We start from the raw sequence: 15,063 nt of genomic DNA, 5'->3' as shown, positions 1-15,063 counted from the left end.
CCTTATGTTTAAAGGATTGGTCACACTTTTTTTACTCTGTCTATTAGTCGGTTGTGTTACAGTTGATAGTGAGGCTGGAAACGCGCAATTCAATCCTTTCAAAGCAGCGGATGCCAGAATAGAGCTCGGTATAAACTACCTAGCGCTTGGGCATAATGTCAGAGCAAAGCAAAATCTTGAGCTGGCACACCGTTATGCGCCTAATTATGTACGCGCTTCCTCCGCAATAGCCTATTATTACCAGCAGGTAGCAGAGCCTGAACTTGCTGATATTTGGTATAAAAAAGCATTGGCAGAATCACCAACAAGCGGTGACGTGTTGAATGACTATGGTGTGTTCTTGTGTCGACGACAAGAATATACCTTGGCTCAAAGACAGTTTGAGCTAGCCATTCAACAGTCCGATTACGACTATGTCTCCGCAAGTTATGAAAATGCCGGCCTGTGCGCCACAATGCAAGGTAATCTGCGACTAGCTGAGACCTATTTTCTTAAGTCTTTAGAGCATGAGCCATCTCGCTTCCGAAGCAGTATTGAACTGGTCAAGTTATCTGTTCACTTCGGCGCCTTTAGCGAAGCTCAGCAACGATTACAACATATTCACACGAGGTTTGGTCCTAGGGTAGAGACGCAACAGTTACAAGATGAGTTAGACCATAAATCATCGGTAACGCAATAGTGGCGAATCCCCATCCAAGCTTCCTTAAAGATTGAAGTACTATAAAGAATGAGCAAAGAATCAAACACTACAGATACACAACACCTTGACCCTAAAGAGGGCCATGCAACATCACCTATGGTGGGTGACATCCTAAGAGCAAAACGTGAGTCTTTGGGTATTAGTCAAAAAGAGATCGCCGATCGTCTGCGTCTTAGAGTCGCTATCATACAAAGTATTGATAGCAATGACTTCCAATTAGGCCAAGTACACACCTTTACTCGAGGGTACATTCGCTCTTACGCTCGCGCTGTGGGTGCGGATGAGAAAGTGCTGCTGGAACTGTTTGATAGCTCAGAGTTTGCCAAGCCTACCGAAGATAAAATGCAAAGCTTCTCTCAGCAAACCAAGAAAACCAAACACGATAACAACATCATGAAACTGACTTGGGGTATTTTCGCTATCATAGTGGGGATCTCAGCAGTTTGGTGGTGGCAGAGTGAGCAAAACTCAGACACTGTAGTAAGTGAGCCGATTGAGGTGAATGAGTCAGTGGTAGACGAAAACTATGACCCTGCATTAGACGCTCAATTGCTTGCTGAGCCACAGTCTCCGAATAGAGAAGAGCGGGCTGTAGCCGATAACGAAGCTGCGTTAGATGACGCAGAATTAGGCTTAGAGCCTGCACCGGTTGCTGAAGGTGAAGAGACCGCTGCAGTCGATGCACCAAAACCTGTGCAACTACCAGAAATAGATGAAACTCCCGTCCCTACTATTGCAATGAACTTCAAAGCGGACTGCTGGATTCAGGTTCAAGACGTGAACGGTAAAACCTTGTGGACTGGCGTAAAAAATGCGGGTCAACAACTTGAGTTAGAAGGACAAGGGCCATTCAAATTTGTTCTTGGTGCACCTGAGGCGGTTTCACTCTCAATTTCGGGTGAACCTGTCGACCTTTCTAGGTATACTGCGGGCAAAGTAGCACGTTTCACTGCAGAGTAACTATGCATCACGAATCTCCAATTAAGCGTCGTTCTTCGACTCGCATCTATGTAGGCGACGTACCTGTTGGCGACGGCGCACCTATTGCCGTTCAGTCAATGACGAACACCCGCACTACAGATGTAGAAGCCACGGTCGCACAAATTCGCTCCCTTGAAAAAGTAGGCGCTGACTTGGTACGCGTTTCTGTACCAACGATGGATGCGGCTGAAGCATTCAAAGCGATTAAACAGCAAGTCAATGTTCCTTTGATTGCTGATATTCATTTCGATTACCGTATTGCGCTAAAAGTCGCAGAGTACGGCGTTGATTGTCTGCGCATTAACCCAGGTAATATTGGTAACGAAAGCCGTATTCGCTCTGTAGTTGATTGTGCTCGTGATATGAATATTCCAATTCGTATTGGCGTTAATGGCGGCTCTCTTGAAAAAGAGATCCAAGAAAAGTATGGCGAACCAACGGCTGCAGCCCTGGTAGAATCGGCTATGCGTCATGTGGATATTCTAGATCGTCTCAACTTTGATCAATTCAAGGTAAGTGTTAAAGCGTCAGACGTATTTTTGGCGGTGGACTCTTATCGACTACTAGCAAAACAGATCGATCAACCCTTGCACCTAGGCATCACTGAAGCCGGTGGCGCTAGAGCAGGATCAGTGAAGTCGGCGGTAGGTCTAGGCATGTTATTGTCTGAAGGCATCGGTGATACGCTACGCGTTTCTTTGGCTGCTGACCCCGTTGAAGAGGTGAAGGTAGGGTTTGATATCCTGAAATCACTGCGCATTCGTTCTCGAGGCATCAACTTTATTGCTTGTCCAACCTGCTCACGTCAAGAGTTCGATGTCATCAATACGGTTAATGAACTAGAGCAGCGCTTAGAAGACATTATTACGCCGATGGATGTGTCTATCATTGGTTGTGTGGTAAATGGTCCTGGTGAGGCTGAAGTCTCACACTTAGGTCTTGCTGGTGGCAACAGAAAGAGTGCTTACTACCTAGATGGTAAACGCCAGAAAGAGCGCTTCGATAATGACAAGATCATTGAGCAGCTAGAGGCAAAGATTCGTGCAAAAGCGAGTCAACTTGATCCAGCAAACCGCATCGACGTTAACGATATTCAAGAATAAATGCTCAGGGCGTAGGCCCTGACAATACACGGTATTTAATTGTGGCAAAAACAATCCAAGCAATCCGAGGCATGAATGACTGCCTACCCACTCAATCTCCTTTGTGGCAGAAACTTGAGTCAACCGTTCAGCGTGTAGTCAGTGCTTACGGCTACAACGAAGTGCGTATGCCAATCGTTGAGATGACCAATCTGTTTAGTCGCGCTATCGGTGAAGTCACCGACGTGGTTGAAAAAGAAATGTATACCTTTGAAGACCGCAATGGCGATAGCCTAACTCTTCGTCCAGAAGGTACTGCTGGTTGTGTACGTGCAGGAATTGAAAATGGTCTGCTGTACAACCAAGAGCAGCGCTTATGGTACATGGGCCCAATGTTCCGTCATGAGCGTCCCCAGAAAGGTCGCTACCGTCAATTCCATCAGTGTGGCGTTGAGGTATTTGGTATTGAAGGCCCTGATGTTGATGCAGAGCTAATCATGATGACCGCACGTTTGTGGCGTGAATTAGGTATCGATAAGCATGTTCGCCTAGAGCTGAACTCCATCGGATCACTGGAAGCGCGTGCAAACTACCGCACTGCACTTGTGGCTTACCTTGAGCAACACATCGACATTTTGGATGACGATTGTAAGCGTCGTATGCACACCAATCCATTGCGTGTACTCGACACTAAAAACCCTGATGTTCAGGCGATCTTAGGTGATGCTCCACGTCTTTCGGACTACCTAGATGCAGAGTCAAAAGAACACTTTGCGGGTTTGTGTGAACTTCTTGATGCCGCTGGAATCGAATATCAAGTTAATGAACGTCTAGTTCGTGGCTTGGACTACTACAACCGCACGGTATTCGAGTGGATTACTGAGAGCCTAGGCTCACAAGGTACCGTTTGTGGCGGTGGTCGCTACGATGGTCTCGTTGAACAGCTAGGTGGCAAACCAACCAAAGCAGTAGGCTTCGCTATGGGTCTAGAGCGTCTGGTACTTATGCTAGAAACACTAGAACTTAACGAGGTTCGTCGCTCTGTAGATGCTTATGTTGTCACTGCAGGCGAAGGTACGTTGATGGCGGGAATGAAGCTGGCAGAAAATCTGCGTGAGCAAATGCCTGAGCTTCGTGTCATGAACCACTTTGGTGGTGGCAATTTCAAGAAACAATTTAAGCGTGCTGACAAAGTCGGTGCAGCTGTAGCCCTAGTTCTGGGTGAAAATGAAGTATCAGAAGACAACGTTGTGGTTAAGGATCTTATCGGCGGCGAGCAAATCACTATCGCGCAAGCAGATCTTGTGAACAAACTAAAAGAATTAATTTAAGAGGATCGGTCGTGGAATTGTACGATAGCGAAGAACAACAAGTTGAAGCCATCAAGGATTGGTGGAAAGAGAACGGTAAAGCAGTCATCTTGGGTGCTGTGATTGGTCTTGGTGGCCTATTTGGCTGGCGTTACTACCAAGACTCAGTAGTCGAGGGGCAAGAAGCGGCATCAGATGCTTATGGTAAATCCATTCAAGCGTTGCAAGCTCAAGGTCTTGATGCCACTGAGCAAGTGCAAACCTTTATCAATGATAACGCGGATCGCGAGTATGCAGTACTTGCTGCGTTGCAGTTATCACAAGCTCAAGTTGCTGCTGCGGAATATAAAGAAGCATTAGCACAACTAGAGTGGGCGAAAGCCAATACCAAAGATGATGCGATTGTACCTGTTATTACACTACGTGTGGCACGTGTTAAAGCTGAAACTGGCGATATTGACGGCGCAATTGCAGACCTTTCTGCAATGCAAGTTGCAGGTTGGGAAGGTCGCGTTGCTGAACTAAAAGGCGATCTACTGCTTCGCAATGGCGATAGCGAAGGCGCTTTAACGGCTTACTCTGAAGCACAACAAGCGGCAGATGCGAGCCAAACTATCCAGTTCAAACTTGATGACCTAGCGAAATAGGACTGCATTGCATGCTAACTAACAAGTGGCTTCGTCGAACACTCATAGCAGTTGCTGCAACTGCTATTGTCGGCTGTGCCAGTGAAGAAGACACTATTATCATGGCCCCAGTGCCTTTAGTAGAGAGTCAATTTACACCGGACGTTGTATGGTCAACTTCTGTAGGTGATGGTGTAGGGCAGTACTTCTCAAAGCTCACTCCGACTTACGCCTACAATAAAGTGTTTGTTGCCAGCCGTGATGGCAAGGTAATGGCACTGGATCCTGAGTCTGGCGATAAAATATGGACTGCGGATCTTGAGAAAGAGGTACCCGCTCGTCTATCTGGCGGAATTAAGGCTTCATACGGACAACTGTTCATCGGTACTGAAAATGGCGAGATGATCTCGCTAGATGCTGAAACCGGTGAAGAGAAGTGGCGTGTGGAGGTGGACGGTGAGGTGCTATCTGTACCTGAAACTGATGCCAACCTAGTGCTTGTACACACTACTCGTGGTGCTCTTGTAGCCCTAGAGGAAGAAACAGGTAACGAAATGTGGACAGTGAGCACCGAAGTGCCAAACTTAACACTACGTGGAACCAGTGCTCCTGTTGCCGTTTCTGGTGGTGTTTTCTGGGGTACCGCTAACGGTCGTCTCGCTGCCGCTATCGTAGAGCGTGGCCAGATGATTTGGCAGCAGCCGGTAGGAACGCCAAAAGGCGCGACAGAGATTGATCGCCTAGTTGATTCTGATGCCAAGCCACTGATTGTCGGCGGTATGTTGTACACCATTGGTATCAATGGACAACTGGTTGCCATCGATCTTCGCTCTGGTTCTCCTGCATGGAAGCGTAATTACTCTTCTGCGCAAGATATGACGACAGACGGTCGTAATATCTACTTGGTAACAGACAAAGACTATATAGTGGCTGTTGATGCACGAAGTGGTACTGAGCTTTGGCAAAACCGTGAGCTTGAATATCGCTTGCTTACCGCACCTAGCATCATAGATCGTAAGATCGTATTGGGTGATAGCGAAGGTTACCTATATTGGTTAGATCGCAATACCGGTGAATTTATCTCCCAGCAGTTAGAGCATGATAGTGGCTTTGCTGTCGCTCCTATTGAGGTTGAAGACGGCTTTGTTATCACAACGCGTAATGGCGACGTCAAGATGCTGAAGATCAATTAGATCTCCCGACGTTTAAATAACGTGATATAATTCACAATTGGCTCTTGACTGGAAACAGTTAAGAGCCGTTTTGTTATTAATTTTGGTGTAGTTATAGGTAAGCAGGGATTAACCGCTTTTCTTACCTATAACTACATAACGCTTTTTATTTTGAGGTCATTATGGTTCCAGTTGTTGCGCTTGTTGGGCGTCCTAACGTAGGAAAATCCACACTATTCAACCGCCTAACTCGTACTCGCGATGCACTAGTTGCAGACTTTCCAGGTCTAACACGCGATAGAAAATACGGTCGAGCAAAGCTTGGTGAGCATGAATTTATCGTTATCGATACCGGCGGTATCGATGGTACGGAAGAGGGTGTGGAAACCAAAATGGCCGAGCAGTCGCTAGCAGCGATTGATGAAGCTGATGTTGTACTGTTTATGGTTGATGGCCGTGCGGGTTTAACGCCTTCTGATGAAGCTATCTCTCAACACCTACGTCGTATTGAGAAGCCAGCAATGCTGGTAGTAAACAAGGTCGACGGTATTGATGGCGATGCAGCAAGTGCAGATTTCTGGAAACTTGGCGTTGAAAACATGTACCAGATTGCTGCTGCACACGGTCGTGGTGTAAGCGCACTGATTGACCGTGCTCTAAACCCATTTGCTGAAGCACTGCAGAAGGAACAAGCTGAGCTTGAAGACCTTACTGACTTCGTAGATGAAGAAGAAGAGAAGCTAGAGTACACAGAAGAAGAAGCGGAAGAAGAATTTAAGCGCCTACAAGATCAGCCAATTAAACTGGCGATCATTGGTCGCCCTAACGTAGGTAAATCTACGCTGACCAACCGTATCTTGGGCGAAGAACGCGTCGTCGTTTATGATATGCCAGGAACGACTCGTGACTCTATCTATATTCCAATGCAGCGTGATGAGCGTGAATATGTATTGATTGATACTGCAGGTGTTCGTCGTCGTAGACGTATCAATGAAACCGTTGAGAAATTCTCAGTGGTTAAGACGCTAAAAGCGGTAGAAGATGCCAACGTTGTACTATTAGTGATTGATGCTCGTGAGAACATCTCAGATCAAGATCTAAGCCTATTAGGCTTTGCGCTCAATGCTGGTCGCTCTATTGTTATTGCGGTTAACAAGTGGGACGGACTGGATACTGACGTTAAAGAACACGTTAAGAAAGAACTGGATCGTCGCTTAGGCTTTGTTGACTTTGCTCGTATTCACTTCATCTCTGCGTTACATGGCACTGGCGTGGGTAACCTATTTGAATCAGTACAAGAAGCCTATAAGTCGGCGACGACTCGTGTAGGTACATCTGTTCTTACCCGTATCATGAAGATGGCAACGGATGATCACCAACCACCTATGGTGCGTGGTCGCCGCGTTAAGCTTAAGTACGCGCACGCAGGGGGTTATAACCCACCAATCGTGGTTATTCACGGTAACCAGGTTAATGATCTACCAGCTTCTTACAAGCGCTACCTAATGAACTACTACCGTCGTTCGTTGGAGATTATGGGTACGCCAATTCGTATCCAGTTCCAAAGCAGTGAAAACCCGTTTGAGGGTAAGACTAGCAAGATGACTATCTCACAAGAGCGTAAGAAGAAACGTCTTTCTGAGATGCTTCGAGGCCGTAGCAAGAAGTAACCTGCCAAGCATTGAATAGAACCGCTTCAGTCACTGAAGCGGTTTTTTTATACCCGTAACCTGGCTGTTTTTGGATTTCTCTGTTCAGATGATCTTTTTATTATTCTCTAATATTTGGCTTTGAGCTTATGTGTATGGTGATATATCCTGCTTTAAATCCATAAACAGCATATGTAACTTATGCTTTCGGTGTGTGGTTATATAAATGTTCTTTTTTAGGTAGATCGCTGATCACGACCAATAAAGTAGAAGATCAAACAAAGATCACATAAACGCTGTAAGAAGATGCTTTTGATAAAACAGGCTCATAATAGAAACATCTCCCTATCTCATGATACATTAGCATCAGTTAATGTTTGAGAGTTGAGAGGTTCTCTATGTCACAGAATATCTGCCCTGAGTGTAGTAAAGAATTGGATTGGGATGGACAGTATTATTGCGCTGATTGCCAGTCACACTATAAGAAGCTGGCCTTTTGTCCTGATTGTGATGCTGAGTTGGAAAAGCTACAAGCCTGTGGTGCGGAAAGTTATTTTTGTAATGCAAGCTGCAATGAGCTCAAGAGCAAGTCTCGAGCTCGGTTTGAGTTTAAGAAAGTCGATTAATCTTCAGAAGGCTTGACGGATTGTACGCTAGAGGAAACCTCACCGTCGGCAAAGCGTGTCACTAAGGTGTCACCTGCTTTCAATTGCTGAGATTGAGTGACCACCTTACCTTGCTTAGTTGAAATCGAATAACCTCGGCGCATAGTCGCTAGTGGGCTAACCGCATCTAGCTTTTCGGTAAGTAACTCGAACTGATGCCTTTCTTGTCGCACTTGAGTTTCGATGGCCTTGTTTAGCCTTTGCTGTAAATGGCTGAGAGTTTGTTGCTTTTTCGCTATCTTATTTGCCGGAGCATGCATCTCTAGTTGCATCTGCAAGCGAGCAAGGCGTTGCTTAGCCGTGTTTATTTGATCAAGCATGGCGCGCTTTAACTGAGCTTCTTTTTCATCTAACTGCTGGCTTTGCTTTTGCAGTTGATGCTTTGGATGAAGCTTCTCAAGCCGATGTTGCTGGATCAAGACTTGCTGCTGCTGTTGGCTAATATAGCGATTCATGGCATTCATCAGCTGTTTTTGCTTCGCTAGAATGCCTTGCAGTTTGAAGCTTTGATCTCGGCTTACTAATTCGGCTGCAGCGGATGGCGTGGCGGCACGCAGGTCAGCCACGAAATCGGCAATAGTGACATCCACTTCATGCCCTACGGCACTAATAATAGGGATCTGGCTAGAAGCAATGGTTCGAGCCACGATTTCATTATTGAAACACCAAAGATCTTCCAGTGAACCGCCACCGCGTCCAACAATCAATACATCACATTCGTTACGCTCGTTGGCGAGTCCAATCGCTTGAGCAATGCTAATCGCTGCTGCATCACCTTGCACCATAGTCGGGTAGATGATGACAGGAAGGCTAGGGTCGCGTCGCTTAAGTACTTGCAGAATGTCATGTAGGGCAGCGCCCGTTGCAGAGGTAATTACACCAACGTGCTTTGGGTGCTCAGGTATGGTGAGCTTATTTGATTGGGCAAACAACCCTTCGGCGGCCAGTTGCATCTTTAATTGTTCGAACTGCTGCTGTAGTCGTCCATCGCCTTCAGGCTGCATTGATTCAATGATCAACTGATAATCGCCACGAGGTTCGTACAGAGAAAGCCTTGCTTTCACCAGCACTTGCTTACCGTTTTCAGGACGGAAGGTCACTCGGCGATTATTGCCTCTGAACATTGCGCATTTGACTTGAGCACGTGAATCTTTGAGTGTCAGGTACCAGTGGCCGGAGACAGGAGCTGAGAAATTTGAGACTTCGCCAATTAACCAAACGACGCCCATTTCATTCTCAAGGAGTAAGCGGACTTCGGCATTAAGGCGTGAAACAGTAAAGATGTTGCTAGATTGCGGGGAAGGCAAAATGGCGCTCGTCAGACGTGAGTATGGAGGATAGCGCCAATATAATACACAGCAAGGGGTAAAGCGCAAATTTAATTCCAAAAAATGTATAGCCAAACGATTGCGCTCTGCGTATAATCCGTCCGCAATATCAATCCAACTCAGTTTACAAAACCTTGTAAATCGTTGGGTCCTTACTTTAAACATCTATGTTGTGAGATATTGCAAATGTTACGTATTGCCAAAGAAGCGCTGACCTTCGACGACGTCCTACTGGTTCCAGCACACTCCACCGTTCTCCCAAATACAGCGGATCTTCGCACCCGCTTGACGAAGAATATCGACCTTAATATCCCAATGATTTCTGCATCTATGGATACAGTTACAGAAGCTCGCTTGGCTATCGCATTAGCTCAAGAAGGCGGTATTGGTTTTATTCACAAGAACATGTCTATCGAGCAGCAAGCTGAGATGGTTCGTCAGGTTAAGATCTACGAAGCTGGTATCGTTTCTGATCCTGTGACGGTTCGTCCTGAGCAAACCATCGAAGAAGTGCTTAAGCTAACTGAAAAGCATGGCTTTGCCGGCTTCCCTGTTGTTGCTGATAATCAAGAGTTAGTGGGTATCATCACTGGCCGTGATATTCGTTTTGTTACTGATATGAGCAAAATTGTTTCAGCAGTAATGACGCCAAAAGAAAACCTAGCCGCTGTTAAAGAAGGTGCATCTCCTGAAGAAGTTCAAGAGAAGATGCATGAAGCTCGCGTTGAAAAAGTTCTTGTTGTAAATAACGACTTCAAACTGCGCGGCATGATCACAGCAAAAGATTTCCATAAAGCTGAGCGCAAACCTAATGCATGTAAAGACGAACGTGGTCGTCTCCGTGTTGGTGCTGCAGTTGGCGCAGGCGCTGGCAACGAAGAGCGCGTTGCCGCTCTTGTTGAAGCGGGCGTTGATGTTCTACTTATTGACTCTTCACACGGTCACTCTGAAGGCGTACTAAGCCGCATCCGTGAAACTCGCGCAGCACACCCAGATCTAGAGATCATTGGTGGTAACGTTGCTACGGGTGCTGGTGCTCGCGCTCTTATCGAAGCTGGCGTAAGCGCAGTGAAAGTAGGTATCGGCCCTGGTTCTATCTGTACCACTCGTATCGTTACTGGTGTAGGCGTTCCTCAAGTTACGGCTATAGCAGATGCAGCAGAAGTGGCAGGTGAATTCGACATCCCTGTTATCGCTGACGGCGGTATTCGTTTCTCTGGTGATATCTGTAAAGCTATCGTAGCTGGCGCATCATGTGTGATGGTTGGTTCTATGTTTGCGGGTACTGAAGAAGCTCCGGGTGAGGTTATTCTATACCAAGGTCGTTCTTACAAGTCGTACCGCGGTATGGGTTCTCTTGGCGCTATGTCGCAAGGTTCATCTGACCGTTACTTCCAAACTGATAATGCTGCAGACAAGCTTGTTCCTGAAGGCATCGAAGGTCGTATCGCGTATAAAGGTCGCCTAAAAGAGATCGTTCATCAGCAAATGGGCGGTCTACGCTCGAGCATGGGCCTAACAGGTTCTGCAACGATTGAAGACATGCGTACTAAAGCTGAGTTTGTTCGTATTTCTGGTGCTGGTCTAAATGAATCTCACGTTCACGACGTTCAGATCACCAAGGAAGCTCCAAACTACCGCTTAGGTTAATTTTTGCGTCGTTGATTGAGATTTTAGCTGCGTCGAAAGTGCTCATTTACTTTTGTAAACTGCGCGCTTTCTCCTTGCTAAAAACTCACTCAACTTAGCTAAAATCACCTAATCCCTCGATATCGTAGGGTAATAATTTATTTAAAGTTTTGGAGGCCATTTGCCTCCATCCATCTAATACTATTGAGATTTCTAAATGACTAAGAATATCCATGACCAGCGTATTTTGATCCTTGATTTTGGTTCTCAGTACACTCAACTTGTTGCGCGTCGCGTTCGTGAAATTGGTGTTTACTGTGAGCTTTGGAGTTGGGATGTAGAAGAATCGGATATCCGTGAATTCAACCCAGACGGCATCATTCTTTCTGGTGGCCCAGAGAGTGTGACAGAAGAAAATTCTCCGCGTGCTCCACAATACGTTTTTGACTCAGGTGTTCCAGTTCTAGGTGTGTGTTACGGCATGCAGACTATGGCTGAACAGTTGGGTGGTAAAGTTGCTGGTTCTGATGAGCGTGAATTTGGTTACGCTCAAGTAGAAGTGGTAGAAAAGTCAGCTCTATTTAATAACATCGAAGATGCAATCGCTGAAGATGGCAATGCCCTTCTAGATGTATGGATGAGTCACGGTGACAAGGTTGTCGAAATCCCATCTGACTTCACTAAGATCGCTGTAACAGATACTTGTCCGTTCGCGGCTATGGCGAACGAAGAGAAGAAATACTACGGTGTTCAATTCCACCCAGAAGTAACGCACACTCGCCAAGGCGCACGTATGCTAGAAAACTTCGTTATCAACATCTGTGGTTGTGAAAAACTTTGGACGTCTCAGTCTATCATTGACGACGCTATTGCTCGTATTAAAGAGCAGGTGGGTGATGACGAAGTGATCCTTGGCCTATCTGGTGGTGTTGATTCATCGGTTGTGGCTATGCTGGTTCACCGCGCAATTGGCGACAAGCTAACGTGTGTATTCGTAGATAACGGCCTGCTGCGTCTCAATGAAGGCGAGCAAGTGATGGATATGTTTGGTGACCATTTCGGACTAAACATTATCAAGGTAGAAGCAGAAGAGCGCTTCCTGAGTGCACTTGAAGGTAAGTCTGATCCAGAAGAGAAGCGTAAGACCATTGGTCACGTTTTTGTTGATGTATTCGATGAAGAGTCTAAGAAACTTGAGAATGCAAGATGGCTTGCGCAAGGTACTATCTACCCTGATGTTATCGAATCTGCGGCTTCTAAAACCGGTAAAGCACACGTCATCAAATCTCACCACAATGTGGGTGGTCTTCCTGATGACATGGAAATGGGCTTGGTTGAGCCATTGCGTGAACTCTTTAAAGATGAAGTACGTAAGATTGGCCTAGAGCTTGGTCTTCCATACAACATGCTTTATCGTCACCCATTCCCAGGACCTGGCCTAGGTGTTCGTGTTCTTGGTGAAGTGAAGAAAGAGTACTGTGACTTGCTACGCCGTGCTGACGCTATCTTTATTGAAGAGCTGCACAATGCAGACCTTTACCACAAGGTATCTCAAGCGTTTACTGTATTCTTGCCAGTTCGCTCTGTAGGCGTAATGGGCGATGGTCGTAAATACGACTGGGTTGTTTCTCTGCGTGCAGTAGAAACAATTGACTTCATGACTGCGCATTGGGCACACCTGCCATACGACTTCCTAGGTAAGGTTTCAAACCGTATTATCAACGAAATCGATGGTATCTCACGCGTTGTTTACGATATCTCAGGTAAGCCACCTGCAACTATCGAGTGGGAATAATTCCTCGCTAGCATGAATTAGAGTTACTTGAGCCCGCAAGCCTAGCTAGCGGGCTTTTTTTATGTGACCCAAAAATTAGGAAAAATGGCCCGAGGCATGCGAAAATAGTCCTAATCAGAATAATCGATAGATAGAAGAATTACAGATGGCAAAACTGACCCTTCAAGAGCAAATGCTGAAAGCTGGCTTGGTAAATGAAAAGAAGCTAAAGAAAGCAAAGAAAGGCGCTAAGAAATCTCGCGTGCAAGCACGCGAAGCAAAAGCAGCCGCAGAAGAAAACCGAGCCGCGCAGCAAGAGCGTGATAAACAAATCAACCAAGAGCGTGAACAGCAGCGATTGGCTAAAGAGCTTAAAGCGCAAGTAAAACAACTTATCGAGATGAACCGTATCGACACCTCCAAGGGCGAGATCAAATACAACTTTACCGATGGTACATTGGTGAAGTCTGTTTATGTTGACGAACTTTCTCGTACTCAGCTTATCAAAGGTATCTTGAGTATTGCTCGCGATGGCGAGAGCTATGCGGTTATTCCTACCATTGTGGCAGAGAAGATTGCGACTCGAGTACCAGAGGCGATTGTTGAAACTCAGAAACCTGAAGAAGAAACGCCTGATGAAGATGACCCTTATAAGGACTTCGTCGTGCCAGATGACCTTATGTGGTAATGGGTAACCTTGATCCGTCCTGATAAGGTTTGGTAGGGCAGCACTGGCTGCCCTTTTTTATGCCTGTCTGAAAAATAAGCGCTCAAATTTGTCTTTAGAGAAACCATGAAAGAAACTCGGTCGATGTCAGGTCTTTGTGGGGGATAAATGTTACTTTAACGTTTAGATTCACAGCCTTTGTTATAGGATGCAACAATTGTTTACGTTTAGCGGCGCTGGCGTATTACTATTAAGCCCTAGGCATAAAACTAGGTGTTACATGGAATCACTCGTTTAAGGCATCAGCCACGGAAAATAACGGACAATATTATGAAGAAAATACTCACGGCAGTCCTAACGCTTTGTACCGCGTTTGGGGTGGGTGCGAAAGAACTTGATTGGAAAGAAGTGGAAAAAAAGGCTGAGGGACAAACCGTCTATTTTCATGCTTGGGGCGGCAGTCAAGAAATTAACCGCTATATCCAATGGGCGAATAAGCAGTTGCAGCAGCAATATGATGTCACCCTACAGCACGTTAAGGTCACTGATATCGCAGAAAGTACCCCTCGTCTGATTGCAGAAAAAGCCGTTGGTAAAAGTGAGGGTGGAAGCATCGATCTGGTGTGGATCAATGGCGAAAACTTCAAATCTATGAAAGAGAACCAGCTGTTGTTTGGCCTTTTCACTGAATCGCTACCTAATTGGCAATATGTCGATAAAACCTTGCCCGTAGCGGTGGATTTTTCGGAGCCAACAGAAGGGTTGGAAGCGCCGTGGGGAGTAGGGCAGTTGGTCTTTATTTACGATGAAGAGTTGCTTTCAACGCCTCCTGCTTCATTTGCCGAAATGCTCCGCTACGCTAAACAAAATCCAAATCGCTTGAGCTATCCTAAGCCACCAGAGTTTCATGGCACTAGCTTCCTAAAAGCGCTGCTTATAGAGCTTTCAAATAATGACCCTGCACTGTCTAAACCTGCAACGGAAGAAGATTTTTCTCGACTCAGTTCATTGCTTTGGGCTTATCTAGACGAGTTTCATAGTGTGGCCTGGAGAAGCGGTAAGCAGTTCCCTGCTGGCACTGCTGAGATGATTCGCTTACTTGATGACGGGCAACTGGATCTTGCGGTGACGTTTAATCCCAACGCAGTTTATTCCGCGCAAGCGGCTGGAAATCTTGAATACAGCACTAAGCCCTATGCGATGAATGCCGGTGCTCTATCAAATATTCACTTCCTAGCTATTCCTTGGAATGCCACAGCGAAAGAGGGAGCGCTCGTCGCTATCAACTTTTTACTTAGCCCTGAAGCGCAATCTCACAAAGGCGACTTAGCCGTGTGGGGAGACCCTTCTGTTCTTGAACATAAATACCTGAAGGGAAGTGCGCAAGCCTCTGAGCAGTTTGAAGCCATCGATGAGCCTCATCCAAGCTGGCAAGCCTTGATTGAGAAAGAATGGCTTAAGCGTTACGGGCAATAACGGT

The 15,063-nt window shown here is 46.2% G+C and carries 13 protein-coding genes; 12 read left to right on the top strand and 1 reads right to left on the bottom strand.

All coding sequences use genetic code 11. From position 1 onward, the window contains the following. Positions 1-4: 4 nt before the first annotated feature. The 8 genes from pilW to A6E01_RS10245 all read left to right on the top strand — a co-directional run bounded on the left by pilW (position 5) and on the right by A6E01_RS10245 (position 8,146). Positions 5-679, top strand: a complete 675-nt coding sequence (gene pilW / locus A6E01_RS10280) for a type IV pilus biogenesis/stability protein PilW (protein ID WP_065210173.1) — start codon at positions 5-7, stop codon at positions 677-679. Between the two features lie 48 nt (positions 680-727). After that, on the top strand, positions 728-1,660 hold the full coding sequence (locus tag A6E01_RS10275) for a RodZ domain-containing protein (RefSeq protein WP_017028341.1): 933 nt from the start codon (positions 728-730) through the stop codon (positions 1,658-1,660). Positions 1,661-1,662: 2 nt separating this feature from the next. Continuing rightward, complete coding sequence (gene ispG / locus A6E01_RS10270; RefSeq protein ID WP_065210172.1) at positions 1,663-2,784, top strand: flavodoxin-dependent (E)-4-hydroxy-3-methylbut-2-enyl-diphosphate synthase; 1,122 nt, start codon at positions 1,663-1,665, stop codon at positions 2,782-2,784. A 41-nt stretch (positions 2,785-2,825) separates the two neighbouring features. Further along, positions 2,826-4,094 carry a histidine--tRNA ligase gene (gene hisS / locus A6E01_RS10265; protein WP_017028339.1) on the top strand — a complete coding sequence of 423 codons (1,269 nt, stop codon included), beginning with the start codon at positions 2,826-2,828 and terminating at the stop codon, positions 4,092-4,094. 11 nt (positions 4,095-4,105) lie between these two features. Beyond that, the gene (locus tag A6E01_RS10260; RefSeq protein WP_017032732.1) at positions 4,106-4,720 is read left to right on the top strand and encodes a YfgM family protein; all 615 of its coding nucleotides are present in this window, start codon (positions 4,106-4,108) and stop codon (positions 4,718-4,720) included. An 11-nt stretch (positions 4,721-4,731) separates the two neighbouring features. Continuing rightward, positions 4,732-5,892: an outer membrane protein assembly factor BamB gene (bamB, locus tag A6E01_RS10255; protein WP_017032731.1), complete on the top strand. Its 1,161-nt coding sequence runs from the start codon at positions 4,732-4,734 to the stop codon at positions 5,890-5,892. Between the two features lie 161 nt (positions 5,893-6,053). Then, positions 6,054-7,541 (top strand): ribosome biogenesis GTPase Der, encoded by a 1,488-nt coding sequence (gene der, locus A6E01_RS10250; RefSeq protein ID WP_017028336.1) that lies wholly within the window; start codon positions 6,054-6,056, stop codon positions 7,539-7,541. Positions 7,542-7,918: 377 nt separating this feature from the next. After that, entirely contained in the window at positions 7,919-8,146 is a 228-nt protein-coding gene (locus A6E01_RS10245) for a zinc ribbon domain-containing protein (protein WP_017032730.1), read from the top strand. Here A6E01_RS10245 and xseA read toward each other — a convergent pair. Next, on the bottom strand, positions 8,143-9,492 hold the full coding sequence (gene xseA, locus A6E01_RS10240; RefSeq protein ID WP_065210369.1) for an exodeoxyribonuclease VII large subunit: 1,350 nt from the start codon (positions 9,490-9,492) through the stop codon (positions 8,143-8,145). The two genes, A6E01_RS10245 and xseA, sit on opposite strands and share 4 nt — an antisense overlap. 207 nt (positions 9,493-9,699) lie before the next feature. Here xseA and guaB point away from each other — a divergent pair, with 207 nt between their 5' ends. The 4 genes from guaB (at position 9,700) to A6E01_RS10220 (ending at position 15,059) form a co-directional block, all read left to right on the top strand. Continuing rightward, complete coding sequence (gene guaB, locus A6E01_RS10235; protein WP_017028333.1) at positions 9,700-11,163, top strand: IMP dehydrogenase; 1,464 nt, start codon at positions 9,700-9,702, stop codon at positions 11,161-11,163. Between the two features lie 196 nt (positions 11,164-11,359). After that, positions 11,360-12,937 (top strand): glutamine-hydrolyzing GMP synthase, encoded by a 1,578-nt coding sequence (guaA, locus tag A6E01_RS10230; RefSeq protein ID WP_065210171.1) that lies wholly within the window; start codon positions 11,360-11,362, stop codon positions 12,935-12,937. 145 nt (positions 12,938-13,082) lie between these two features. Beyond that, complete coding sequence (locus tag A6E01_RS10225) at positions 13,083-13,604, top strand: DUF2058 domain-containing protein (RefSeq protein WP_017028331.1); 522 nt, start codon at positions 13,083-13,085, stop codon at positions 13,602-13,604. A 309-nt stretch (positions 13,605-13,913) separates the two neighbouring features. Next, entirely contained in the window at positions 13,914-15,059 is a 1,146-nt protein-coding gene (locus A6E01_RS10220) for an ABC transporter substrate-binding protein (protein ID WP_065210170.1), read from the top strand. Positions 15,060-15,063: the final 4 nt, after the last annotated feature.

Source organism: Vibrio breoganii (genome assembly GCF_001677275.1).
In the GTDB taxonomy this organism is placed as follows: domain Bacteria; phylum Pseudomonadota; class Gammaproteobacteria; order Enterobacterales; family Vibrionaceae; genus Vibrio; species Vibrio breoganii.
The sequence above is the reverse complement of the archived record's forward strand: the minus strand, read 5'-3'. Positions and strand labels throughout refer to the sequence as shown.